Genomic DNA, 25,992 nt, shown 5'->3' with positions numbered 1-25,992 from the left:
GCCTCCTTCGTTAGTTCTTTAAAACACTTGCCATCCGAAATCCGGCTACATCAAGAATTAATTCGCAAAACATCATATTCGCCCAAGAAAACCATTCACGCGTAAAGTCTTCCGGATGGTCTGGATGAAACGATTCATGCATTAATCCAGTCCCCGCATCTGTTCTTAACAACATTTGTAAAATTTCTAGTTTTTCTGATTTATCTCTTGCAGTCAACCCTTGAATCGCCAGTCCAATTGGCCAAATATATCCTGCTGGTGTATGCGGACTACCAATTCCTTGTGCAAGCTCACCTTCAAAATAATACGGGTTTGACTTACTTAAAATAAACTTCCTCGTATTTTGATAAATTGGCGACTCTTTCTCAAGATATTGGATGATTGGCATAGAGAGTAGACTTGGAACATTTGCATCATCCATCAACAATTGATTTCCAAGACCATCTACTTCAAAAGCAAATATTTCACCGAAAGTCGGATGATTATATGTACCAAATTTTTCTATCCCTAATTGAATATCATTTTGTAAGGTAGTAGCTTGTTTAATCGTTTCTATTTCGTTTGGATAAAAAGTTTCGATAATTTCTTTAGCATAGCCTAAAACTACTACTGCAAACATATTTGAAGGAATGAGATACCCATATTCACAAGCATCATCACTTGGTCTAAATCCTGACCAAAGCATACCTGTGTAAGCAGTTTCTGTTCCTAATCCGTTTCTTTTTAAAGTATCAGAAGGAACACAGTCCAGCCGTTCAAAACGATAAGGCGATTTTGTTTCATGATGTTGTTCTACTTCCCATAAAGCAAAAATCGTTTGTAACATCTTGAAGAATGCAGCGTCAAATTGTTCTGTTCTTCCAGTAATTTTCCAAATAAAGTATGCTAATTGAATCGGATAGCATAACGAATCAATCTCATATTTTCGTTCCCATACTTGTGGATGCATTTCCGTTTTATCAGCTTGATGCCCAGCTCCATTTGGCGTTTCATTGAAAGCGTTAGCATAAGGATCAATTCCAACTAAACGGACTTGTTCTTTGCTAAGACCAATCAACATCGACTCAATTTCTTCATTTTCTTTAGCGAAAAGAAGGAACGGTCGTACTTGGCATACAGAATCACGTAACCACATTGCTGGAATGTCACCTGTTAAAATAAATGTAAGACCACTTTCCCGAATTTTAATGGTAGTATCTAATGTATTTTCCATACACTTTTCATACATTTCAACTAATTTTTGATTGTTTATTTCTTTTTTTATTTTTTCCTTACTTGTTTGTATAAAAGCACGATTTGCGATAACCAAATGTTTCACTCCTTTTAATTAATTATATTTAATCACCATTTATCATATTTAAATAATACTATATATATTTAATTCCTGTCAACATAAAATTGAAATCGCTTTCTTTATACATTAAAAAAACTCTGAGAATCTGTATCTCAGAGTTTTAAACCTTATTCAAACAGCATATCTAAAATAGCTTCTTTTTCAATTCCACCAAAATAGTCTTTCGCATTTATTTCTTGCCAAGCCTTTTGAATAGATTTTCGTTCAAAACGACAACCGATTATTTTTTCGGCTAATTGAGTAACATCCTCTGTACCGAAAAAGTCCCCATAAATCGTTGCTTCTTTGACTTGACCTTTTTCTAGTGAAATTTGGAATTCAATGGTTCCAGCAGGAAATCTTTTTTTTCGTTTTATAATAGCTTTTGGTGACTTCCCGTACGTCCAGTCCCAGTTCCGGTAACGCTCTGTACGCAATTTTTCGATACCCTGTTTATCTGCTTCCGTAAAAGTATAACGCGGGATATCTTTCGTTTCAAAAATAGTTTCAAGTAGAATTTGCTTAAAAGTCAGAATATCGATATCTTCTGCTAAATGTTCGCGAATTGTTGTTACACGACTGCGTACGGATTTAACACCTTTAGACAAGTATTTCTCAGGATCTACTTGTAATGCTTTTTCGAGCATGGATAAATCGACATCGAAAAGTAAAGTCCCATGGCTATAAAGTCTACCCTTGGTTGCAAATTGTGCATTGCCACTTATCTTTTTGCCATTTACTTCAATATCATTTCGACCACTCAGTTCAGCATTTACACCAAGATTGCGAAGCGCTCGAATAACTGGTTCTGTGAACTTCGCGAAATTTTGAAAACTATTTCCGTCATCTTTTGTGATCATGCTAAAGCTAATATTGCCTTCATCGTTATAGACAGCTCCTCCACCAGATAAACGGCGAAGAACATCAATATGATTTTTTTTGACAAAAGCATGGTTAATTTCTTCTAGTGTGTTTTGATTTTTACCAACAATAATCGTTGGTTTCATCCGATAAAACATAAAATACGTTTCATTTTCGTCTAAAGAACGAAGCGCATATTCTTCCATAGCGAAGTTGTACGCTTGATCGAGCACATCTTCATTGTCTAAATAAATCACTTTTCTTAAGCATCCCCTTTTGCTTTAAGCGTAATTCGAATGATTTCCGGGTCATTAAATAAGCGTGGAAGTTTCGTTACGTTGCCTAACCCGCGGCTAACAATGAGTCTTTTTCCGCTAGCGTGGTGAATCCCAGCTGTCCATTTTGGCATGAGACCTTGTCCCGGTGCGAAAAGGCCTTCTGTTAAAGGTAGTCTAAATTGACCGCCGTGCGCATGTCCAGATAATACTAAATCAATTGGATAGGCTTGGTATAGTGGCCAAAACTCCGGACGATGCGCCAGTAATATCGTAAAGTAATCCGGTGATAAATTAGCTGTCGCATCGTCTAAAGCTTCCTTTAATGCCGCTTCTTCCCAAACTTCTTTTGGTAGTTCTTTTTCTGCCCAGTCATCTCTTACAAAACGAGGATCTCGGACGCCTACTACCATGATTGCGGCGCCATCTTTTTTTAGAAAATAGCGTTCATTTTCAAGGACAGTAACGTGATGTTTCTCCATGTCTGCTTTAAAATCTTCGTAAAATGCGCTTCGACCCTCATGATTTCCACTTACATAAAAAACCGGGAATTCTTTAGCTAATTTGCGTACAACTGCCATCGCTACATATGGCGCCTCATCTCCATCAATCATATCTCCCGTTAAAAAAACGGCATCCGGAGCTAGCTCATTCACCATACTGAGCAACGGATTATTATATAAACCAAAACTTGCACTATGCAGATCAGACAGCTGAATAAAAGTCGCGCCGTCCCATTCTGCTGGAATTTTATCTGATACTATTTCATAATCTGTTACAGTTAAATGTTTGGTTGACCAGTATGCATATCCTGTGAAAGCAGCAACTGCGCTAAGTAAACCCCATCCAGTTTTTTTCATAGTTAGAAATCTCCTCACTTAATTTGCTGTAGGTTTCATTATAGCAAATTAAGTGGGAACTCGCTTTACTCAACTACTTGGTATTCTGCTAGTTTTTGTAAATCAGCTGGACTCACTTCTGCCACAATCTGTGTGCCATTTTCCAAGTACTCGGTCTCTAACACATTAGCATGCTCATTTAAATAAGCGACAACTTGCCCCGCTTCAAACGGAATTAAGAAGGTTGCTTTTTCATAACTGGCGAACAATTCTTGACGAATCACTTCAGTTAGAAATTCTAAACTTTCTTTTTCACGTGCTGAAAAGACAATCGTATTTTCTGTTTGTTTAGGGTATATCTCGTCTTCTAAAAGATCCGCTTTATTGTACGCATAAATAACTGGAACATCTTCCACACCAACTGCTTTCAACGTTTCTTCAGTCGTCTTCATCATTATTTTATAATTGGGATCCGAATAATCTACCACATGAATGAGTAAATCAGCGTCACGCGCCTCTTCTAGCGTGGAGCGGAATGCTTTCACTAATTGATGCGGAAGTTTGCTAACAAAACCAACTGTATCTGTGAGCAAAAATTGCTTGTTATCCGGTAAAACAATTTCGCGTACACTCGTTTCTAGTGTAGCAAAGAGCATATCTTTCTCAAAAACTTGTTTGTCTGCAGTTTCGCTATATGCACGCACTAAACCGTTCATTGTTGTTGATTTTCCAGCGTTTGTATAACCGACGAGTGATACCACCGGAATTTCATTTTTCTTTCGTTTGCGACGACGTACTTCACGGTCATCCACGAGCATGTCTAACTCTTTTTGTAAATGGCGAATTTGATGTTTGATGGTACGGCGATCGGTTTCGATTTTCTTTTCACCTGAGCCACGGTTGCTGAGCCCGCCTTTCCCACTTTGTTGGTCCATATCTTCACCTTGTCCAAAGATACGCGGAAGCTCATATTGTAATTTGGCAATTTGGACTTGAAGTTGTGCTTCTTTTGTTTTTGCTCGGTTCGCAAAAATAGCCAGAATCAACCCCGTTCTATCCATTACGTCCAGTTCTAACGCTTCTTCTAGGTTTCTAATTTGCGATGGCGAAAGTTCATCGTTAAAAATAATCAAGCGGGCATCCTGCATTTCTGCTAAGCCTTTGATCTCATCCACTTTTCCCTTTCCAACATAAGTAGCACGATTTTCACGGTCGATATTTTGCCGTACTTCGCCCACTACTTCCATATTATTTGCAGCCGCTAAATTGGCTAATTCTTCCATTGAATAATCAAAATCTTTTTGTTTCTGGCTTATACCAACGATTAATACTTTTTTCTCCATAAAAAAGGACCTCCTGAAAATAGATTCAGCGCGGTCAGGGTTTTTGAGTAGATGAAAACACAAAAATAGCATCTCAAAGATACTAGCTTGCTTTCAAATGAAGCGTATTCCTCCTTCATTCTACCCATATTTATTTTGGGTGCCATACATGCACGCAAGACCAATCCCGTTACCCATACTAAATAAGCATGGATATTCCCGCACTATTAAATTAGTTGCATAGATTTTTTGGGAAACGTAGTCTAATATAACGCATGATGGGCAACCCTCCGTTCATTTTAGATGCCCTTAGTTTAACATGGGCGCTTTTGTTTCGCAACTATTTCTCGTTAATTTGGTCGTTCTATCTCGCAAATATCCCCCAGTTTCACATAGTCATTTCCTGCAAGCCTGGCAACTGGTGCAAGCTTTTCTGGCAAAATATAGTGATGCTCAGAATCAAACACTTCGTCGGCGAAATCATATGTCAAAATACGTGCCAGAATTAAATCGGAAACAACCTCACCAGCATCATTCTTAATCGGAATGATTTGTTCTAGTTTAGTTGTAAGTATGATATTGGCCTCGGAAATCTTCGGAGTTTTCATTCCAGGAACTTGCTCTAAATGCAAGTTTGTTTTATCGATTTCGCTCACATCAGATGCAAGTCGCGCGGCAGTTTTATTCATTTCTTCTACAAAAGATTCGCTAACGATATGAATATTTAGTTCTTTCGTAAAAGCCACATTTCTAGCTGTATCTTTTTGCTTACCATCCGCGCGTTGAACAGCTATCGAAACTATCGCTGGATCGCTTGAAACAACATTAAAAAAACTAAACGGGGCGGCGTTGACCGTCACCCCATCATCAGCAAGCGTTGTTACAAAAGCGATTGGCCTGGGAATAATACTTCCAGTTAAAAATTTGTAGTTTTCTTTTTGAGATAAATCAGCACTTTTAAAAATAGTCATCTACTTTCCTCATTTCTGGTTGTTTTGATACCATTTTTTCGCTTCTTCTAGTTCTTCCATAGTTAGTGAATGCCCAGCTGCTGTCCAAACTGTTTCAACGTTTGCACCACGCGATTCAAGGATTTTAACCAATTCTTCGGAAGCTTTCGCTGTAATAAGCGGATCATTTAAACCAGCAGACAGAAATACACTACGATGGCTAATCGAAAATTCGGGTTGTTTGTTTCCAGCTGACATTGCATGAAATAAAATCGCTTTATGAAAACTATCCTCTGCTTGAAGAAGTGCATTGGCGGCAATGTTTGCGCCGTTAGAATAACCTACCGCAATGATTCGCTCAAAATCCAGTTGATATTTTTTAGCCAGTTCGCGCGTTGTAGTGATTAATTCCAAGGTTTTGCTTTCCAAGTCTTCTAAATCCAAACTGCCATCATGAAATCTTTTGAAAAATCGATTTGCTCCGCCTTCTTTAATGTCACCACGTAAGGATAAAACAGCTGCATCACCCGAGATAAACTCCGCTACTTCGACAAGCGACTTTTCATCGCCACCTGTCCCATGAAGTAGTAATAGTGGAGCTAATTCTTTATTTTTTCCTGGAATATAAATATGTTCCATCGTTTATCAGCTCCGTTTCGTATTAATTGGTCGTACCATTTTTTCAATTTCTGCGCGTTTTGGTTCTAAAAATGGTGGCAGGGCTAATTTTTCACCGAGTGTTTCGTATGGTTCATCACTTGCGAAGCCCGGGCCATCTGTTGCAAATTCAAATAAAATACGTTCGGAAACTGGTACATATAAAGATTCAAAGTAGAAGCGGTTTACATAACCAGAATTAGGTGCCTCGATTGTATTCATGCGGTCAATCCACTTTTGTAACTCCTCGTGGTCCTCTACTCGGAAAGCTACATGGTGAACACCGCCGTAGCCTTGCATTGCAGCTGGGATATCGGTACGTTCTTCGACAATCACTTGCGCCCCGTTACCACCTTCGCCTACTTCATATAAATGAAGTCCATCTTCTTCCGCCACTTTTTTAAAGCCAAAAATTGTTTGCAAAATCGCATCCATATTTTTCAAAGAAACAACGGTTAAAAATACTGGTCCTAAACCATAAATCGCATATTTTTCTGGAACTGGCCCTTTTTTCCAAGGAGTCCCCGCTGCTACGCCTTCGTTATTTTCATCAGAAATTAGTTGTAATTGTTGGTCATCAAAATCTTGGAAGGTGAGATATTTTTTGCCAAATAGAGTTTTAATATCGCTATGCGGAACTTCTAATTGTTCAAAGCGGTCAAGCCAGTATTCCAGCGCCGCGTCACTTGGTACTCGGAAAGCTACGCGAGAAATACTATCTGTTCCGTGGCGTCCTTTTGGTAAATTAGGGAAGTCAAAAAATGTCATATCCGTACCCGCTGAACCTTTGTCATCTGCGAAAAACAAATGATACGTATGAATATCGTCTTGGTTAACAGTTTTTTTCACTAAACGCATCCCTAAAACTTCTGTAAAAAACGCATAATTTTTCTCGGCACTACTTGTCATTGCTGTTACGTGGTGAATTCCTTTTAAATCTTTAATCATGATAAATCTCCTCCAAAATAAGTTTCTATTTCTGTTCTTTTTTCTTCTAAAAAGCTTGGTAAGGCTAGTCTATCGCCCAATGTTTCGAGTGGTTCATCAATTGTAAAACCGGGGCCAGCGCTTGCGAATTCAATTCTTAAGCCACCTGGTTCGCGAATATATAAACTTTTAAAATACTCGCGGTCAACGAATTCTTCAATTTTCAAGTCGTTTTTCATTGCTAAATCGTGAAGTTCATCAACAGCTTCTTTCGTTTCTAAAGTATATGCAATATGATCGATTGTTCCGCGTCCTGTGCGGGATTTTTTGTCTGAACTCGTGACATGTAATTTCGTAAAACTCATCTTGTCCTTATCTACTAATACCCCATTATGACTTTCTAAGCCAAAAAGATTCGTGAAAAATTGGCTCGTCGCGTTCGGGTCCGGCACGTGATAGTCTGCGCCGATAATCCGAACAATTTGTTTTTCAGGCGGGATATCGGTGTGGATGGTTGGGTTAGAAATGGTTTCTGGTATTTCCGTTAGGATAATGCCCATTGTATCGGGATCTTGCAAGGTTAAAGTCTGTTCTTCTTTTTGGAAAGAAACGGCAAAATCGTTTAGCCTTTTTTCCCAGTAAGAGCTTGTGCTGTTTGGTATTCCTAGGGTGATATTTCCGAAAAAGGCGCGCTCGTTGTAGCTTGAGCCGATGCGAGGTACTTCGAAAAATGTTAACAAGGTGCCCGGGCTTCCTGTATAGTCCCCGTAAAATAGGTGACGCATGTGAATATTGTCTTGATTTACTGTATTTTTTACGAGCCGTAGCCCTAATATGTCTGAATAAAAACGATGATTTTCGCTGAATGATTTCGTTAGCGCGGATACGTGATGGATTCCTTTGATCATTTGTTTGTACCTCCTTCTTAATTACTAATTATAGTTTATAACTAAACTATCAAAAAGAAAAGTTTTATGCTCACAAAAAGTAAGTAACTTTTAATAGTCGCAAAAAAGAGCGCCACTAAGCGCTCTTTAATACACATCTCTTTTGGTGAAAATAAAATAGGATAAAACGAATGCGATTAGCATCCACGCACTTAACACAATCATCGAGAAACTCAATGTCATGCCTTCAACTGGTGGGCTGGAGCCGTTCAAGTAATTCGTTAGTTGTAAATTAACCATAAATAAATATTTCGCGCTCGGCCAAGAGCTGACGAGGTTGGTTAAAATCGTTCCGGTGATAAGGGAGGCAAGCATAATCCCCATAACCGCTGCTGTGGAGCGAACTAACACGGATACAAACATTGTTAACACGCCGACCACAACACTGACAAACCATGCGAGTCCGAACTCCATGAGTAGTAGTTGCCAAACCGGCAGTTGGTACACGTCCATTGTGGTCACAGCGCCATCTTTCATCCCAAACCCGGTGAGAACTGGTGCATCCCAGCCACCGTAACCAAAGACAATCCCAGAAATCAGATAGGCAATAACGGCGGATAATACCATAATTGCGGAAATCGAGAGCAACATTGAAATATATTTACTCGTCAAAATCCGCCATCGCTTCACAGGCCTTGTCAGCAGAAACTTCATCGTTCCCGCACTTGTTTCAGCACTGATTAAATCGGCTGCTATAACCATAATAAAAAGTGGAAACAATAAACTAATACCATTTTCGACGAATGTTTTTAAGAAAGTTGGTGCTCCAGGGGCGTTGGGATTGATGTCATTATCTAAGTAATATTGTAGTTGCCCGACAAGCACTTTGAAATATTTTTGATATTCTTCGGGAAGACGGCCTGTACCGAGTCTATTTTCAAGGTCGACGATTTGTTGCTGGGTCTGCACATGCCAATCGCTTGTCCCAGCTTGCTTTTCATCTTCTTGATGCTGCCGGAACTGTGCGTACGTAAAAATCGCTACAATAATTGCCACTAGCACCAAAATAACGATAAGTCGCTTTTTACGCCAAAGTTTTAATTGTTCATTATAAACTAAATTAATCAATCGAATGACCTCCTGTTAACTCAAGAAACAGGTCTTCGAGAGATGGTTTTTTCTTGTCAATTTCATGGACTTGAATGCCTTTTGCAACCAACTGTTCGTTCCATTCGGCGCTATGTTCATTCACTGCGGTCACGAGGTATTCGCCGTCCACTTCTACTTTGGTTACACTTTCCAAAAATACTTTAGCTTGTTCAAAAGGAGTCGCCCGCCAGCGTAATTGTGCGCGAGAGCTAAGAAGATGTGAAACTTGATCGGTTTTAATAATCGTCCCGTCCGTCATAATCGCCACCCGGTCACATAAAAGTTCAATTTCACTTAATAAATGAGAAGACACAAGTACGCTAATACCTTCATTTCTGGCAAGCGCACGGATAAAGTCGCGCATTTCATGAATTCCAGATGGATCGAGACCATTTGTTGGTTCATCAAGAATTAATAGTTTCGGACTGGAAAGTAATGCTTGAGCAATGCCTAAACGTTGGCGCATACCAAGTGAATAAGTAGAAACTCGGTCATTTATCCGTTTTTCTAGCCCCACTAGCTCGGTTACTTCTTGAATGCGTTCTTTTTTTATCGAAGAATCCATTCGGGCAAAATACGCTAAATTTTCTTGTCCTGTTAAAAATGTATAAAATTCCGGATTTTCTACGATGGAACCAAGACCTCGCATTGCTTCGGTAAAATTTTTCCGGATATCTTTCCCACCAATTAAAATCGTTCCAGATGTTGGTTTAATTAGGCCGACAATCATTCGAATCGTCGTTGTTTTGCCAGCTCCATTCGGTCCAAGAAAGCCAAAAACTTCTCCGGGCATTACTTCAAAAGAAATCCCTTTAATAATTTCTCGTTTACGAATTTTTTTATGCAGATTAGTTACTTGAAGTGCTCGCTCCGTCATCGTCTTCTCCTCCTCCCGTCTCTATAACCTGTGTCACCCGATTACCGATAAACTGGTATCCAGCGTGATTTGGATGGAATTTATCACTCGCTAAATAAGCAGCCCCATTTTGCTGAAATAAATCAAAAGTCGGAACATAAATGATATTTTTCTCGTTTTGCGATAGATTTTGACTTTGCATGTTCCACTCATTCGCAACCGCTGACATTTCGCTCGCATTTTCTAACGACATAAACGGATTATACAGCCCAATATGAAAAACTGGCGCGGATGAATTTAATTTTCGTATCGTTTGGTAAATTTGTTTTAGATTGCTCGTATAACTTGCTTCGGCTTGTTTAATCGCATCACTTTTGAAATCATCCAGTGCTTCCCCGCCGCGAAATAAATCATTGCCGCCGATTGTCATTAAGACTACATCAGCTGATTTTATTTGGTTTTGCACTTCTTTTTGTTCTAATTGTTTGAGTAGTTGTCCTGATTTCGCCCCGCTAATAGCAAGATTGACGTTCTCGACATTTTTCTCTTTTTGTTTGTAGAAATTCTCCACCACTCGGACATACCCGCCGCCTTCTGTATCACCAACGCCATATGTAAGTGAGTCGCCGAGCGCCGTTATTTTAAAGGTATCTTGTTTTTTCGTTACAGTAATATCTTTTTTTGCAGCTGAATTTGTATTATTTGCTTGATGATTTTTTTGCCCTAACCAGATGGAACCAACACCAATAATGCTTAGAATAAACGCTATAACTGAAAAAAACAGCAAAAATTGAACTGTTTTACTTTTTTTCATTGACTAATCACCTGCCTTATTATGAGGTTTATTTAGGACTAAGTATACCAGACATTCTCGAAAAGCACCTAGTAAAAAAGCACCTATATCATTCGCATAGGTGCTAATTTTATGCTATTTCATATTATATTGTTTGGTAAAATTAATTTTTCCTTTAGCATCCGTTTACTATCTTCATCTATAAAAGAATAATCCAATGCTATTTCAGTCTGCCTAAGTATCCATTCTGCTGATAAAGTAAAACTATTTTGATTCACTTGTAAATATTCGTTCGTTAGTGTTGTATTGGAAACTGTACGATTATCCGTATTAAAACAAATCTGAATTCCGTTTCTATGAAAAAGTTCTACAGGATAGCTTTGCCAGTTTTGTGCAGCCCCTGTTTGAATATTACATACTGGACACATCTCAAGCAATACTTGCTGTTTAGCTGCTCGTTCCATCACTTTCTTTGATTGAGCTAGTGCTATACCGTGACCAATGCGTCTAGCTCCGAATTCCAATGCTAATAAAACGCTTGTTAAATCACCAGTTTCACCTGCATGAATCGTGTAAGGCATACCTATTCGGCTAGCATAAGAAAATAATGATTGATAGTCTTTTGTAGGATACTTTCCTTCATCACCAGCTAGATCAATTGCTACTACTTCTTTTCCTAAGTATTTTTTAGCTACATCAATTACTGCTAAATTAGCTTGCTCAGATTGTCTACGCATACAACAAAAAATCAAACCTATTTTTATTGAATAAACTTTTTCAGCAACGCGGCTCCCGTCAATTAAAGTCTCAGCAACTTCTTCCATTGAAAAGTTAGTGGTTACTAGGTGTATAGGAGATAGCCTAATTTCAATATAGATAATGTTCTCTAGTGCTGCTTGTTCTGCTAAATCCAAAAGAGCTAAATATATCGCTTCTTTTGTATGTAAACCTGCTGAAACTAATCTAAAACAATTAATATATTCTGTTAAACTGCATCGATTAGCAGCAACTGTCATTCGTTGTAACTTTTCTTCTGATAACATTAAAGGGTTACCTTGTAACTCATAAAGCTTACGAAGCGTTTTTAGCCGAATGGAACCATCTAAATGACAATGAAGTTCTACTTTAGGTATTTTTTTAACTTGTTGCTCATTCACTAATAGTCGCCTCCCTTCTTACAAATCATATAATACTTCTTTGATGAGCATACCAAAGCCAATTTTTGCTTGCTGAGTTGTTTTTACTACTTCTTCATGATTTAAGTTCGACTGTAAACCTGCTGCTAAATTCGTAATACACGAAATTCCTAACACTTTTATTCCTGCATGATTAGCTGCTATTACTTCTGGGATGGTTGACATCCCAACTGCATCTGCCCCTAGCCTTCTCGCCATTTGTATTTCTGCAGGAGTTTCATAACTCGGACCGGAAAACGCCATATAGATACCATCTTTTAAAGGAATATTTAAATTTCTAGAAGCTAAGTGCGCTTTTTCAATATAGTCGCGGCAGTATGCTTGACACATATCTGGAAAACGCGGACCAATCTCTGCTTGATTTTCACCTATTAAAGGATTCGCTCCCATAAAATTGATATGATCAGTAATTACCATCAAATCTCCTACAGCAAAATTCCTATTCACTCCACCTGAAGCATTGGTCACAATTAGTGATTGCACTCCTAACGCTTTCATTATTTGAACCGGATAAATAACTTGAGACATTAGATTCCCTTCATAAAAATGAAAGCGCCCTTGTAATGCCAAAATAGTTTTCCCTGATAAGACACCAAAAATAAGCTTTCCACTGTGTCCAACCACTGTTGTTGCTGGAAAATGAGGAATGTCTTGATACGGAATTTCTATTTTATGTTGAATTTCTTCTGCTAAATCACCTAAACCAGATCCTAAAACTAAACCACAGGCTACTTTTTTAATACCTTTTGTTTGGAGAAAGAAAATCGTTTCCTTCATTTTTTCAGTTGCTAGTTGCATCATTTTCCTCCTTGTTATTTATTACAAAGCCAAGCAAGAAATTTCTTGCTTGGCTAATTACTATGCCTCTTTGAAAGTAAAGAAGGCTAATAAAAATGAAATTAACATTGTTGCTAGTGAAGCTAATGCTACAACAATCACATAAGAAACATCGCCTGTTTGAGGATTGATAAACCCACCAATTCCTAAAACACCAATTGTACTAGCAAAATTATGAACTCCAGCTACTGCAATAATAAGCGCCCCTATCGCTGTTCCAATACAAGTAAAAACAAATCGTCTTTTCACTGGTAAGGTAACTCCGTAAATTGAAGGCTCAATGATGCAAAAGAAATCAGAAACCATTGCAGGAACACAAATTTTCTTAACATCTGGATTCTTCGTTTTCAAATAAACTGCAAATACGACAGCCATTTGAGCTAATGGAGCTGTAAAAATCATTGGCAATAAATAATCGGTCCCTGTTGTTGCGAGATTATTTATTCCTATGGCAACTAATGGCCAATGTAATCCAAGAATAACCAGTGGTGTATAAAGAATACCTACGAACAAGGCTGCTACAACTGGTGAGAAACTAAACAGAGCTAAAATCGCACTAGAGATAATACTACTTGCTATATTAGCAATTGGACCAAATACTAAAATTGTTGCTGGAACACCAATAATTAAAGTAAGAAATGGGACAAAGGTGAAATGTAATGATTGAGGAATAATTTTTTTGATAAAATGCTCAAATTTCGATAGAAAGAACATCGAGAAGATAATAGGAATAACTGTTGATGTGTATCCATTCGCTGGAAAAATAATAGGGATACCTAGAAAATCACTATAAATATCCATCTGAAGAAAAGTACCATTAAACAACTGGTAGATTGCCTCTGGTCCAACTAAATCATTAAGTAGATTTGGGAAAACAAGTGAAGCACCAACAATCATCCCAATAAATGGATCTGAGTTAAATGTTTTTGCACTAGTGTACCCTAAGATAACTGGAAAGAAAGTAAACAAAGCATAACCAATTGCATTTAAGATGACAAATGCGCCATCCCCTGGGCTAATTACTTTAGAGGCAACTAAGAGTGACTCCACACCTAAAATCAAAGAACAACCAATCATTACTCCAAGTGTAGGGGTAATGATTTTAGTTATTGTATCAATGAAACGATTTAATAATGTTTTCTTATCTTTATTAGTAGAATCATTAGTGCTAGTTTCCTCATTAGTATTCGAAATAGATAATTTAGATAACATTTCTTGATAGATTTCTCCAACTTGCATACCAACAACTACTTGATATTGACCATTTGCAGATTGAGCAGTCATAATTTTTTCATGATTTATCAGAGCATCTCTATTAACTAAACTTTCATCTTTTAGTGTAAAACGTAATCTAGTCACGCAATGTGTTAACGCAATTATATTACTATCTCCACCTACATTTTCAATAATGAACGCATTTAATTTATCATATTTTCCCATATGCAATTTTCTCCATTTCTAATTATTGTCAATCTTGGCGAGTTTCTCAAATAAATCTTCCATTAATTTATCTCTTTCAACAAAGTAAACATATTTTATAAAATGGCGTCTAAAGTCTTGGCTGTAATAATGATTATCTTGCATAATGGGACTATTAACCAATTTATCTTTCATAAATTCTTCACCTAATAGCCAACCAATAGGAACAACATCCCATAATGCCCGTGACCAAACCTTTCCACCATTTTTTAGATTAGTTATTTTCGCTTCTTCTTCCGTTCTTGTCACCATATAATCACAAAATTTATTTTTTCCTTTTAACCAATACTCTAACTCCGGCCCGGTTGTAGCAAAAGCAGAAATAACTCCCATCCCTGGAAACTGAACTAGTGGCATCGGGGTATCAAGTAAAACTCGAGCAGCTACTAAATCTTGTCGACAATTAAAGGATAAATTATTATGCCATTCATAGCCCAGTCCACCTAACCATAAAACAACTATATTTTCTGTTATTTTTGGTTCTAGTAAAATAGCTGTAGCAATATTAGTAGCAGCGGCAATTCCAATGACATAAAGAGGATTTTCTGAACTATGCGCTAATGCTAACTCAATCAAATGTTGGACAGCATCACTCATTTTAGGTTTTGAATTAACTAAAAAATCAACTGATCCTTTAAAAGTGATTTTTTCTAATTCTGGACGGTTCAATAATTTATAAACCCTAAGAATTTCTTCATAACTTTTTTCCATACCGTCTTTCGGCCCATTAGAATGATGATTTAAAAATGGTGCTGCATACACTCCTACCACATTAAATTTTTCTTTTGACTGAATCATATAGGCTAAAGCATATTGATCATCAATTTCGTTAAATGTATCTGTATCTAATACAACATCAACCTTTCCTGATGGTCTTTCTAACATTTTTAAAATTTGGCTATTATCCATTCTTATAAATCCTCATTCCTTAATATTTTATAGAAAGCGCTTTCCTTAAATTCATAATAACATTAATTTGGTTATTGTCAAATAATATTTTGTTTTAACCAAATTAAAAACCAAAAAAAAGATAAATTGGTTTTTAGCAATTTATCTTTTTTTAAATATTTAAAATCTCTATTTTTGCCTTGGATAAAGTTTCTAACTGCTCTGTAGTAAAGTCCACTTCTGTAATAATGGTATCGTAATCCGTTGCATGATTTACTTTCCACATCGCAATACTTGGGTACTTACTGTTTTCTATAAGCAGAATATTTTTTTGTGAATTTTTCATGATTGCTTTTTGCAAATCGGCATCTTGTTCTTTATAAGCGGTAATTTCTAAATCTTCATCTATCGCACCTGGGCTTATAAAAGAAATATCCGCTTTTAGCTTTTTCATTTGATGGATAGTCATTGAACCGAAAGAATTTTCTTGGTTTAAGCTAAAAGTTCCGCCTAAAAAAATAATAGAAAGCTCTATCTTTTTCTCTTGAACATAGTGCATAATACTAAAGGAATTCGTAATTACAGTAATATTATTTAACAACTGTGGATATTTACTAAGCATATGGATAAGCATAACTGAAATGCTATTATGTTCAATGGCGATTACTTGACCTGGACTCACTAATTGACATGCTTTATCCGCTATTTTACTTTTAGATTTTGAATTAATTTCTTTTCTAAATGAGTATGGGACATCTCTAGCAATGGTGGTATGAGCAATAGCTACACTACCATGAGCTTGAACTACTTTTCCAGCGAGTTGTGTGGATTTCAAATCGTTTCTAATTGTTTCTGTCGTTACATTAAGAAATTCAGCTAAGTTAGCCAATGACAAAATCGAATTTTCATTTAATATTTCAATTATTTTATTTCTTCTTGACTCGACTTTTCCCATCTAATTCTCCTTTTCTCTTCAATACTAAAGTTAGTATACCTTATTTCGGTTAAAGTTTGTATGAATTTAATCATTTATATCCAAAAAAGCTAACTCGTTAGCGCCCGTTAACATATCCTTACGTATTATCAATCAGTCAGGTTTGTATCAAAATAACTTTGGGTTCTCTGCTGGTTCATTTAGGTTATTTCATTTCTTCCAAACACTATCAAGAAGCATTTGAAGCAATTGAGGCTTTAATTCATGCTGGTGTAAAAAACAACAAACAAGTTCGAGTATCTTTTCATTCCTTTATTTAAATGACAGTAATATAAAAATAAGAGGCTTGGACATAGGGGATTTTAGCGCCCCTTATGTCCAAGCCTCTTCTGCTATTTTTATTCTGCTACGATTGCTTTTGTTAAATCGTCGACAAAATCTTGTTTGTTTTCTGCTTTCGATGCTTCGGAAATTGCATCAATATCTTTCGGTTTATCATCCCAGCGACCAGAATCTGCTGTTACTGCAATATGGATACTTTTATCTTTATTGTCATTCATAAAAGTGGTTACGTTTTCTGGGATATCATCGGACTGTACTGTAGTGAATAGAACTACTTTGTCATAATCATCTGCTTTTACTTTGTCTAGTTTTGTTGTATCAATAATGGAAACATGTACGTTTTTACCTTCCATGTCTTTTTTCACTTGGTCCATTACACTGTCTTTAAATTTACTACCTTGAGTTGCAAGTAATACATGATCTCCTGTAGCTGATTTGTTTATTTCGGCATTTTCAGTAACATCCATTGATTTAATAAAACGGTAGGATAACATTACTCCTGCAAATATTACTACTGCAATTCCTACGACGATTAAGCTGATTTTTAGTGGTTTTTTCATTATTAAGTTCCTCTTTTCTGTTAGTTGGGTCATTCTGATCTTAAAGCTTCTGCTGCATCTAATTTTGCTGCTTTATTACTTGGATAAATCGAGAAAATAAAGCCAATTGTAATTGTTATTGCGAGTGTGACAAGGAAATTCCAGAACGAAATGTGAATCATATCTTCAAAGCCAATTTTCGTTTCTAAAATAGGACTAGCTATTTTTGCAATTGTTACAGCGACAAGACTTGATAGTACATTAGCTAAAATAATAATATAGCTTGCTTCCATCATGAAAAGTCCGCGAATATGACGTTTACGATAACCAATTGCTCGGAATACACCGATTTCTCTTGTTCGTTCAACCACACCGATATAAAGCACAATAGCAATCATCACGCCAGCAACTGCAAGCGAAAGACCTGCAATAAAGGCAATCAAGTACACAATAATATCGGTAAACTGGCTAAATGTATCTACGAAAGCATTCGCATTAGTAATCGAATAATTCGCCCAGTCTTTGTCATCCTCATATTTTTCAACGATTTCTTCTGCTTGTGCTGTTGTTTTTGTGAATGCATCCACAGATAAAATCGGTTTTTCAATACCAGTTGTTTTAATAAAGTCGTTCATTGTTTTTGTTGAAACATCAAATCCTCTAGCAAAGCCTTCTTTAGATGGGTTAGTAATACCAGATATAGTTGTTTCTATTTTGACAGTATTTTTTGTGTCACTATTTCTTCCGGCATAAACTAAGGTTATTTTTTTACCAATAAGTTTATCACCATCACTTTTTGTTAATTCATCAGAATCCTTTTTTCCAAGAATTGCTCTTGCTACATTAGAAGGGATAACTGCTCCGGCTTCATCACTTGTTACCATTTTCCCGCTTAGAAGATATTCATCTTTGACAGTCAAATCTTCATAGCGTGATGGCTTAAAGTTGGCTTCTTGCATTTCACCAGAAATACCTTTCAAGTATTCGCCATCGTATTCAAATTTAATGCCTTGGACAGTAGTGCGTTCATATATTTCTGTAATATTTTCATCTTCATACAGCTGCTTAATTTTCTTAATCTCACTACTTGTTAGTGGAGTGGTAGGTTCAGGTGATTTCGAGCCACCATCTTCTTTATAATAAGTCGTAATCTGATTGGGTGAAAAAGTTGTTCCAAAAATCTTTGAAAGACTTTGATTCACTCCATTTCCAAGTCCAAATGCTAACAAAATAGCGATAATACCAATCGAGGTTCCAAGTGCTACAAGCAAATTCCTAAACTTTCTATTGAAAAAACTTTTAAAAGAAATTTTAGCAGTAGCCCACCAGTTTAGTCTTAACTTTTTTTCGTTTTTGTGACTAACTTTTTGGATGACTTCTTTTTTTCTTTCAAATGAAATTACTTCTCCATCTGCTAAGCGTAATACTGCATCAGTTTGGTCCGCAATGTTTAAATCATGGGTTACAACAATAACGGTTGTACCTTTTGCTGCTAAATCCTTAAGCAGTTTAATAATTTCATCTGATGTAACACTATCGAGTGCTCCAGTTGGTTCATCTGCTATAATCATATCTGGATTATTAGCGAGAGACCTTGCAATCGCCACCCTTTGTTTTTGTCCACCAGATAGTTGTGTTGGTTTTTTACTAGCAAAGTCTTCTAGTCCAACTTGTTTCAGCAAATCAAGTGCTCTCGCATTTCGATCACTTTCTGATAATTCAGGATTCAAATATAAAGGAACTTTTACATTTTCAATGACTGACATATGATTGACTAGATGAAAGCTTTGAAAAATAAAGCCGATGTGATTAAAATGATATGCATCTAAATCAATATCCTGTAAATTTTCTCCATTGTATAAAACTTGACCTTCGTAGTCAGTGTCAAGTCCACTAATAATATTTAGTAACGTAGACTTCCCACTACCACTCTTTCCTATAATTGCTGCAAATTCTCCGTCTTGAATGGTTACATTGATATTTTTCAAAACTGGTGTTTCGTTTTTCTTTCCTAACTTATAAGACTTTTTAAGGTGTTTAACTTCTAACATTTATTCTCCTACTTTCAAATAGTATCCATTTTTTTTGATTTCATATAGATGTAACTTCCTGCAATCACTGAACATAAGCCAATATTCCAAACAATAGATAGAAGGGAAATATCAAAGTGTCCATTAGGTAAAATGGAAATGATTCCAGCACTGTTATAAATATGCAAGTAGTATTCAGCTAGTAAATTGACAATTAGGATAGCAAAAAGAAGTAGAATAACTGCCGCTTTTTGAAGAGAACTTGCTTTCACATGATCTTTTAACCACCCTACCGGAATAACGAAGTAACAAACAAACATAGCGATAAATAAGAACATCATCAGCGTTCCAGATACAAACGATAACGCATCGCCTGCTTCCATACGTCCTGTTTCAAAACCGTAATACCAAATAAAGGCACTTTGAAGTAAAATTACTGTTATTGCTGATAAATAAGCAGCAAATAGTTTTCCAAAAAATTTCTTTGTTTCCGAAAATCCAGAAAGTGAAGCGAGCGTTAAGTTTTCTTTCGATGTGTCGAGTTTCGTGATTTTCCAAGTAGTGATAAGAACTAGAATTAAGCTCATCACCGTAGTTCCTCGAATCGCTCTAAAAAGCAAATCCGATCCCTCCAGCAGATTCATTGTGAACCCTAGAAAGTTCAGCCCTAAGATAATTGCAAGTCCAATCAAAAGAATAGGACTAATTTGTTTTAAATAAAAAGTAATAATTTTTGTCATTTGTTCATTTCCTCCTTATAGAAATCGATTAATGAGTTGCCTGTTTCCTCGCGATAAGATTCTGTTTCTATCGTTTTTAATGTGTTATCTTTAATTAACCAAAGTTTGTTATATAATTTTTCCGTACCTTCTAAATGATGCGAAGAAATAATCGTGATAACATCGGGTTCTGTTTCGCTAATAATAGCTTTCATTACTTCTGAACGAGCCATAATATCAATACTTGCAAAAGGCTCATCATAGAGATATACTTTGGCTTTTCTTGCTAATACACTGCCAATCTTTACTTTCATCAACATGCCTGTCGATAATTCACCAAGTTTTAGCCGTTTATTAATGCTCCATTTAGAAAGTAGTCTTTCCCACTTATCTAACTCCATGTTTTCAAAAAGAAGTGCATGTTGTTTCATAAATTCTTCTATAGTAGTACTTTTTTTAGCGTAAAGTTCATTGTTCAAGTATGCAATTTTCTGGCGGATATCATTTGTAGTAAAAAATTCATTGTCTAATTCTAATGTACCGCTATCCGGTTTTTTCAAATTTGCCAACATATCTAGCAAAGTTGTTTTGCCGCTACCATTTTCACCAGTGAGTACAATCATGTCGCCTGGTTTTGCTTCGAAATTCAAGTTTTGTAACACTAGTTTATTTGGATATGATTTAGCAATATTATTTCCCACTAGCATTTGCTTCAGCCCCCTCTACTTTTTTCACCCAAGCAATAATTTTTTCTTTATCAATTCCTAGTTTACTCATTTCATTGATAAAATTTTCGGTAAGTTGTTTTGCGATGTCATTTTCCAATTGCTCAATTCTCCTCTTATCTTCTGTCAAATATTTACCAGTACCTCGAACGGTGAAAATAATTGCCGCTTCTTCCAGTTCCGCATAAGCTCTCTGGATGGTTGTCGGATTTACTTCTAACTTTGTTGCTAATTCTCTTACAGATAGTAGCTTGTCACCAGCTTTGTAAATTCCTGTAACAATTTCTGTATGAATATAATGAACGATTTGTTTATAAATGGGTTTACTATCATCAAACTTCATAATTTCCTCCTTTCGCCTGTCTGTCCGTATCACCGTACCACCTGGGTCACACTGGCTATGAATGTACTATATCAAATGAAAATCGCTCCTTTTATACATTAAATATACCTAAAAGACTTTTTTTATTGCTCCAAAAAAAATTTTTGATTATAAATGTATACAATAAGCCGATTTAAACAATGTCACAAACTGTTCATAATTCTTTTTTTTAAGAAATAGCGTATAATAAAATGGTAATTATTTTAAAATAAGGGGGAACTATAATGCCAGAGAAACTTAACACTGTGCTTGGTTATTTAAAAGAATTTCCAGATTACTATAAATATGTAACGAAGAAAACCTATACTGTAAATGAAAAAATAATTTTTGAAGAAGAAAAAGCGAAAAATATCTTTTTTATCGTGGAAGGCTATGCTGCAGTTGAATTAGAGGATAATTTAAGAAAAACAAACTACATTTCCATCTTTGTTCTTCCATATAATGTTTTAGGAATCGATGCATTTTCCTCTTATCCAAAGAAAAAACATAGTATTACTGTCATGAGTGAACATTTAATGCTCTATAAAATAGATGCTGACTTTTTACTCAACATATTATCAATCAAACCTGATGTAAATGATTTTCTTTTAACAAGTATTGCGGATGTTTTTGCTCGCCACTATGCACTACTTGGAATGATTGCAAAAACGCCTAAAGAACGGATTTACATGGCTCTAGAAAATCTTGCTGTAGAGATGGGTACTGAAGATGAAGAAAGAAATGAAATGGTGTTACCAAACTTTATCAATCAGTCAGTCCTTGCAAGATATTGCCGCACAACCCAGCCAAACATATCCAATTTACTAACAGAACTTGTGGAAGAAGAATTCTTAATCAATAAAAAAAGCCCTTATCGGATAGATAAGGACTCCTTAGATATTTAATTTTGTTTGTGCTTACGGTGTAATAGTCTAAGAGCTGCAAATACAAACATTAAACCAAACATACTATACAAAACGCTATCCCAAAGTTTATCGCCAGTAGTTGGAAGTTTTAATTTTTCAGCTATAGTTGGTTTTTCGCTTTGGGTTGGCGTTATTTTTATTGTTTCAGTCTTTTCAACTGTTGCTTGGTGTTTTGTAACTGGTGTAGTTTCGTTGACTGATTTTTCTGGAATGACAGGATTTGATGGTGTAACTGGGGGCGCTGGAATAGCTTTTTCTTTAACCGTTACCTTAATCGTTATTGATTCGCCACCAAAGCTATAAGTTACCGGATAAATACCTGCTTTCGTGGTGTCAACTTTACCGTCCACTTGCACCTCACTAAAGGAAACAGCGGTACCGACTGAATCTATCGCACCATCAAAATTGTCCTCTCCGCTCCATGCATCATCTACATAAATCGTCGAATCGTGTGCTTTAATTTTCGCAGGTACTGCTTGATAAACATAAGTGACTGTTTGCGCGTTTGTTTCGAATACGCCACTTGCATTTGCTGGTAGTTTACTTTCATCTAATGTAAATCCAGCAATTTCTTTTGCTCCAGCTTGATACGTATCATCTAGTTTCCCTGTTAACATATCTGAAGTGGTTAGTTCCTCGCCATTTTGGTTTACATATTTTACAGTGACTGGTGCGCCGTCTGCTTTTTTATATACATAAGTGACCGTTTGCTCGTCTAAGCTAAGTGTACCGGTCGCATTTCCTGGGAGTTGGTCCGTATCAAGTTCATATTTATCAATTGATAGTTCATATTCAGGTGTCGTCACATCGTAATCATCGCCTACATTACCACTTACTGTTTGCGGCTCATGAATTTCTGCTCCTGTTTCATCCACATACGTAACCGTCAGATCCTTTGCTTTAACTGGTAAAATATCAATTAAAAAAGAGGCTTGGGTTTGAGGGTTGTTAGTCGCATGATCAAGAACTACATTAATGACGTGTATACCTGATTTAAAATTAGTTAATGGAATGCTTACATCTGAAGTGAGCACCCCGTCATAAAGTACTTTACCATCATTCATATCAGTAAGCGTCACATCATGTCCATCAAACAATTCCGTGTCAAACATAAATACTGCTTGTAAATTAATAAATGTAGTACTATTTTTTTTAAATGGTGTAAGTGTCATATCATTAGTTAGATTAGAAATAAAAGAATTATTTGCTTTAATATGCCCACTATATTCTGGTGTACTAGCTGGATAAATAAACGTATATGCTGAATAAACGCTTGGTTCTGGTGCTTGACTGTTAATCGTCACTTGGTTTCCTGAAACATTCACTTCATTTGCGCCAGTCCTATTTTCATACAAACTTAAAGGTAGTTGCCCGACTAATTTATTACCTTGCAAAGCGATGGAAGGAATATTTCCAAGGCCATCCGGAATTTTTCCTGAGAATTGATTATAATCTAAGCGCAGTTCTGTTAATTTTTGTAATTCACCTAATTCACTAGGAATCTCCCCTGATAAATTATTACTATATAGTAACAGTTTTTCGAGAGACACTAGATTTTTAATTTCTGGTGGGACTTCTCCCGTAAGCGACCTATTGCTTAAAGAAATGGTCTTAATCTTAGCCAAATCCTCAAAAGTTAGATCAACACCGACTTTTTTCGGCGCTAATTGTCTATTTACCTCATTGATTAACCACGCTTGACTTCCTAAATCTTCAGAAGTAACAATATCTGTATTACTTTGATTTAAATTAATTGGTTGATTTGTTTCTTTTGTTGTCTCTGATGCTACTCCAGAAATAGGATGACCCCAAACAAAATTTAATGAGAGAACAACAGCAGAAAGACAAAGAAAAGCTTTTTTCATTAGTGTATAACCTCCAGTGTTTTTGATTACTCCTAAAATTATACGCTAAACAATAGTATTAAAATGCCTTATAAGGTACCTAAATTCACCATTTGTGAACATTTTTTGAACTTTTTGCACCATAAAATCCGCGACCCTTTTGAATTCCAGGTATTTTCCTTTGACAAATCCACCCAAAAAATCGAAAATAATTGCCACGGACAAAAAAGATTATCCTGAGAATTAAAAGCATACAATACATTGATATTACTTGTTTTACTATTCGAAAAAGAGTTTAAATTAATACTTTCCAAATAGTTCCCTTCATCCTCAAGAGCATCCAAAATAATTGCAAAACAGTTAAAATCATGTCTTAATTTAAACATCCCCTTTTTTCGCGATTTTCATAATTAGTCACTAAATAGTCACATTTAAGAAACTATATGCAGTTTTCAAGTCTGATTTTAGTGCTTCGATAATATAGAAAAGGACTAAAATCAACTCATAAATTATAATAAATCTATAATAAAAGCAGACTCATGCACGATAGATATGCCAAAACTTTCAAAAAATGGTGATAAGCGTCCATTAATTTCTTCATTAGTAGGAATGTTCTTTTTAAGTTCTGCCATTATTTTTTGGAGAAAAAATCATCTGTAATTCCGAATAATGGTTAATAAAAAAAGACGATAAACCTCGGTTTATCGTCTTTTTAAATGGTTTAAATATGTTTTTTCTTCCAAAGTAAACCAGCAAATCCAATAAATAATAGACCAATCAGCACCAAGTACAAGTTAGTGTCACCAGTCTTTGGTAATGTACTTTTTTCTAATTCTGTTTGTTGTTTTGAGTCATCTAAAGAAGTAGCGGTCTCTGATGCCGTTGTAATTCCAGATTGTTCTTCCTTAATTTCCAGATTTCCTGACTCTTCGGAGTAAACTGTTTCTGCCGGTTTAGCTGGATTATTAGGTTCTGTTGATTCTGGTGGATTTATTGGGGTAACTGGATCTGTTGTTAGTTCTTCATACTGAGCATATAGTGTCATATTGTTTGCTGGCATTTTATCTATAGTGAAGTTCCATTTCTTGCCACCAGTTTTTGCATCGTACCAACCAGTGAATTTGAACCCGTTTTTACTAGGCTCTGTGGGCTCAGTTACTAATTCATCACTGGCAAAAGTCTCTGCAGATAGTATTCCTTCATTGTCAAAGGTTACTGTATACCCTTCAACAAGGGATTGTGTGACCTTCCCACTAAATTCCCCTGTCGATCTGCCAATTTGAGTTGTTTCAGAAAAAGAATAATCTAGATTTGCTACAAAGCTTGGAAGTTGCCAAGATAAGATATCGTCTGAATAAATACCATTATTACTAATATTCTGCGGTGTCGCAGGTGTTCCATCGATATTTTTTACTTTATTTTCCAGTGTGAAATTTGTAGAAAAAGCTTTGGGTTGATTGATAATACTCTGATCCTCTGCGAAAAAGTAATCTAATTTGCCAAGGTCAGCATTTTTTAATGAGCTAATATCACTAATGTGGTTGTTACTAATGTCAATATAAAAGTTATCTGTCCATGAATACTCTGAGTATAATGTCATCATACTCAATGGACTAATATCACTTATTTCATTATCATTAAGCGTTAATTGATGAAATGATTTACCAGCAAGCGGGCTAATATCTTCAATTCTATTATTATCCAAATAAATATAAACAAATTGGTCTGCTGGAAAATCTCTTAACACACTTATATCACTTATACTATTATTATTTAGTTCTAACACATTTATATTTGGACATGAGCTAAGTGCACTTATATCACTTATATTGTTACCCGATGCGTGTAATATTTTTATGTTTGGAGATTTACTGAGTGGTGATAAATCACTAATTCTATTTTCCGAAATATATACAGTTTCTAACTGTGATAATCCTTCTAGCGGTGAAATGTTACTTACAGACTGCTCAGAGATATTAAATTCCAATAAATTTTGAAGATATTCTACACCTTCTATAGAATAAATTATTGGTCCTGGCATTCGGTCTGAGTTGCTACCATCTAACTTTGTAATCTTATCTAAATCTGCCTGAGATACTTCATCTGCTGAACTACTCTTATAGGTCACTTCAGCTATTATTTTAGCCAAATTTTCATCAGGAAAAACTTCATTTATTGGCTTCGGTGATGTTAATATATCTTTTTCGGACGCATTGGCATTTGGAGAACTAATAAAACCAATTAAGATGAGAGATATGACTAGTAGCGACATTGTTATTGTTTTTTTCATTTAGTTAATCATTCCTCCTAGATGTATAAACGA

The 25,992-nt window shown here is 35.9% G+C and carries 24 protein-coding genes and 1 pseudogene; 2 read left to right on the top strand and 23 right to left on the bottom strand.

Features of this window, described 5'->3' with window-relative positions:
- Positions 1 to 10: 10 nt before the first annotated feature.
- The 16 genes from HCB38_RS02750 to HCB38_RS02675 form a co-directional block, all read right to left on the bottom strand.
- Positions 11 to 1,309 carry a glycoside hydrolase family 125 protein gene (locus tag HCB38_RS02750; protein ID WP_185637487.1) on the bottom strand — a complete coding sequence of 433 codons (1,299 nt, stop codon included), beginning with the start codon at positions 1,307 to 1,309 and terminating at the stop codon, positions 11 to 13.
- A gap of 152 nt (positions 1,310 to 1,461) precedes the next feature.
- Positions 1,462 to 2,451, bottom strand: a complete 990-nt coding sequence (gene lplA2, locus HCB38_RS02745; RefSeq protein ID WP_185637485.1) for a lipoate protein ligase LplA2 — start codon at positions 2,449 to 2,451, stop codon at positions 1,462 to 1,464.
- 5 nt (positions 2,452 to 2,456) lie between these two features.
- Positions 2,457 to 3,329 carry a metallophosphoesterase gene (locus HCB38_RS02740; RefSeq protein WP_185637483.1) on the bottom strand — a complete coding sequence of 291 codons (873 nt, stop codon included), beginning with the start codon at positions 3,327 to 3,329 and terminating at the stop codon, positions 2,457 to 2,459.
- Positions 3,330 to 3,394: 65 nt separating this feature from the next.
- Positions 3,395 to 4,651, bottom strand: coding sequence for a GTPase HflX (hflX, locus tag HCB38_RS02735; protein WP_185618524.1), 1,257 nt, complete (start codon positions 4,649 to 4,651; stop codon positions 3,395 to 3,397).
- 329 nt (positions 4,652 to 4,980) lie between these two features.
- Positions 4,981 to 5,601, bottom strand: coding sequence for a flavin reductase family protein (locus HCB38_RS02730; RefSeq protein WP_185637481.1), 621 nt, complete (start codon positions 5,599 to 5,601; stop codon positions 4,981 to 4,983).
- 9 nt (positions 5,602 to 5,610) lie between these two features.
- Entirely contained in the window at positions 5,611 to 6,219 is a 609-nt protein-coding gene (locus tag HCB38_RS02725) for an alpha/beta hydrolase (protein WP_185637480.1), read from the bottom strand.
- Positions 6,220 to 6,225: 6 nt separating this feature from the next.
- A complete protein-coding gene (locus tag HCB38_RS02720; protein ID WP_185637478.1) occupies positions 6,226 to 7,185 on the bottom strand; it encodes a ring-cleaving dioxygenase in 960 nt (319 codons plus the stop codon).
- The gene (locus HCB38_RS02715) at positions 7,182 to 8,072 is read right to left on the bottom strand and encodes a VOC family protein (RefSeq protein ID WP_185637476.1); all 891 of its coding nucleotides are present in this window, start codon (positions 8,070 to 8,072) and stop codon (positions 7,182 to 7,184) included. Before HCB38_RS02715 ends, HCB38_RS02720 begins: the two co-directional genes overlap by 4 nt.
- Before the next feature lie 126 nt (positions 8,073 to 8,198).
- Positions 8,199 to 9,179 carry an ABC transporter permease gene (locus HCB38_RS02710; protein ID WP_185318209.1) on the bottom strand — a complete coding sequence of 327 codons (981 nt, stop codon included), beginning with the start codon at positions 9,177 to 9,179 and terminating at the stop codon, positions 8,199 to 8,201.
- Positions 9,172 to 10,077, bottom strand: a complete 906-nt coding sequence (locus HCB38_RS02705) for an ABC transporter ATP-binding protein (RefSeq protein ID WP_185318208.1) — start codon at positions 10,075 to 10,077, stop codon at positions 9,172 to 9,174. The genes HCB38_RS02710 and HCB38_RS02705 overlap by 8 nt, the downstream gene beginning before the upstream one ends.
- Entirely contained in the window at positions 10,049 to 10,870 is an 822-nt protein-coding gene (locus tag HCB38_RS02700) for an SGNH/GDSL hydrolase family protein (protein WP_185637474.1), read from the bottom strand. The genes HCB38_RS02705 and HCB38_RS02700 overlap by 29 nt, the downstream gene beginning before the upstream one ends.
- Before the next feature lie 119 nt (positions 10,871 to 10,989).
- On the bottom strand, positions 10,990 to 12,006 hold the full coding sequence (gene add / locus HCB38_RS02695) for an adenosine deaminase (protein ID WP_185618535.1): 1,017 nt from the start codon (positions 12,004 to 12,006) through the stop codon (positions 10,990 to 10,992).
- Between the two features lie 18 nt (positions 12,007 to 12,024).
- The gene (locus tag HCB38_RS02690) at positions 12,025 to 12,843 is read right to left on the bottom strand and encodes a purine-nucleoside phosphorylase (protein WP_185618537.1); all 819 of its coding nucleotides are present in this window, start codon (positions 12,841 to 12,843) and stop codon (positions 12,025 to 12,027) included.
- A gap of 60 nt (positions 12,844 to 12,903) precedes the next feature.
- Positions 12,904 to 14,322: a PTS transporter subunit EIIC gene (locus tag HCB38_RS02685; protein ID WP_069888252.1), complete on the bottom strand. Its 1,419-nt coding sequence runs from the start codon at positions 14,320 to 14,322 to the stop codon at positions 12,904 to 12,906.
- 18 nt (positions 14,323 to 14,340) lie between these two features.
- Positions 14,341 to 15,270, bottom strand: a complete 930-nt coding sequence (locus HCB38_RS02680; protein WP_070006258.1) for a nucleoside hydrolase — start codon at positions 15,268 to 15,270, stop codon at positions 14,341 to 14,343.
- A 151-nt stretch (positions 15,271 to 15,421) separates the two neighbouring features.
- Positions 15,422 to 16,204 carry a DeoR/GlpR family DNA-binding transcription regulator gene (locus tag HCB38_RS02675; RefSeq protein ID WP_185618538.1) on the bottom strand — a complete coding sequence of 261 codons (783 nt, stop codon included), beginning with the start codon at positions 16,202 to 16,204 and terminating at the stop codon, positions 15,422 to 15,424.
- Positions 16,205 to 16,392: 188 nt separating this feature from the next.
- Here HCB38_RS02675 and HCB38_RS15195 point away from each other — a divergent pair.
- A pseudogene (locus HCB38_RS15195) lies at positions 16,393 to 16,464 on the top strand (hypothetical protein); the annotation flags it as partial.
- A 117-nt stretch (positions 16,465 to 16,581) separates the two neighbouring features.
- Here the strand turns inward: HCB38_RS15195 and HCB38_RS02670 are convergent.
- Genes HCB38_RS02670 through HCB38_RS02650 form a run of 5 tightly spaced genes read right to left on the bottom strand, consistent with a single transcriptional unit; the run spans position 16,582 to position 20,881 of the window.
- On the bottom strand, positions 16,582 to 17,085 hold the full coding sequence (locus HCB38_RS02670) for a hypothetical protein (RefSeq protein ID WP_003731229.1): 504 nt from the start codon (positions 17,083 to 17,085) through the stop codon (positions 16,582 to 16,584).
- A gap of 29 nt (positions 17,086 to 17,114) precedes the next feature.
- Positions 17,115 to 19,115: an ABC transporter ATP-binding protein/permease gene (locus HCB38_RS02665; protein ID WP_185637472.1), complete on the bottom strand. Its 2,001-nt coding sequence runs from the start codon at positions 19,113 to 19,115 to the stop codon at positions 17,115 to 17,117.
- A 14-nt stretch (positions 19,116 to 19,129) separates the two neighbouring features.
- Entirely contained in the window at positions 19,130 to 19,834 is a 705-nt protein-coding gene (locus HCB38_RS02660) for a hypothetical protein (RefSeq protein ID WP_003727183.1), read from the bottom strand.
- On the bottom strand, positions 19,831 to 20,520 hold the full coding sequence (locus tag HCB38_RS02655; protein WP_185607596.1) for an ATP-binding cassette domain-containing protein: 690 nt from the start codon (positions 20,518 to 20,520) through the stop codon (positions 19,831 to 19,833). Before HCB38_RS02655 ends, HCB38_RS02660 begins: the two co-directional genes overlap by 4 nt.
- A complete protein-coding gene (locus tag HCB38_RS02650) occupies positions 20,504 to 20,881 on the bottom strand; it encodes a GntR family transcriptional regulator (protein ID WP_185318199.1) in 378 nt (125 codons plus the stop codon). The genes HCB38_RS02655 and HCB38_RS02650 overlap by 17 nt, the downstream gene beginning before the upstream one ends.
- Positions 20,882 to 21,144: 263 nt before the next feature.
- On the opposite strand from HCB38_RS02650, the gene HCB38_RS02645 reads away from it, so the two are divergent.
- Positions 21,145 to 21,804: a Crp/Fnr family transcriptional regulator gene (locus tag HCB38_RS02645; protein WP_185318198.1), complete on the top strand. Its 660-nt coding sequence runs from the start codon at positions 21,145 to 21,147 to the stop codon at positions 21,802 to 21,804.
- On the opposite strand, the gene HCB38_RS02640 is transcribed toward HCB38_RS02645, so the two are convergent.
- The gene (locus HCB38_RS02640) at positions 21,801 to 23,690 is read right to left on the bottom strand and encodes a MucBP domain-containing protein (RefSeq protein WP_185637470.1); all 1,890 of its coding nucleotides are present in this window, start codon (positions 23,688 to 23,690) and stop codon (positions 21,801 to 21,803) included. The two genes, HCB38_RS02645 and HCB38_RS02640, sit on opposite strands and share 4 nt — an antisense overlap.
- Before the next feature lie 700 nt (positions 23,691 to 24,390).
- Positions 24,391 to 25,959 carry a leucine-rich repeat domain-containing protein gene (locus tag HCB38_RS02635; RefSeq protein WP_185637468.1) on the bottom strand — a complete coding sequence of 523 codons (1,569 nt, stop codon included), beginning with the start codon at positions 25,957 to 25,959 and terminating at the stop codon, positions 24,391 to 24,393.
- Positions 25,960 to 25,992 lie beyond the last annotated feature (33 nt).

Source organism: Listeria farberi, from assembly GCF_014229295.1.
Classification (GTDB): Bacteria; Bacillota; Bacilli; order Lactobacillales; family Listeriaceae; genus Listeria; species Listeria farberi.
This window is presented reverse-complemented; position numbering and strand designations above follow the sequence as displayed.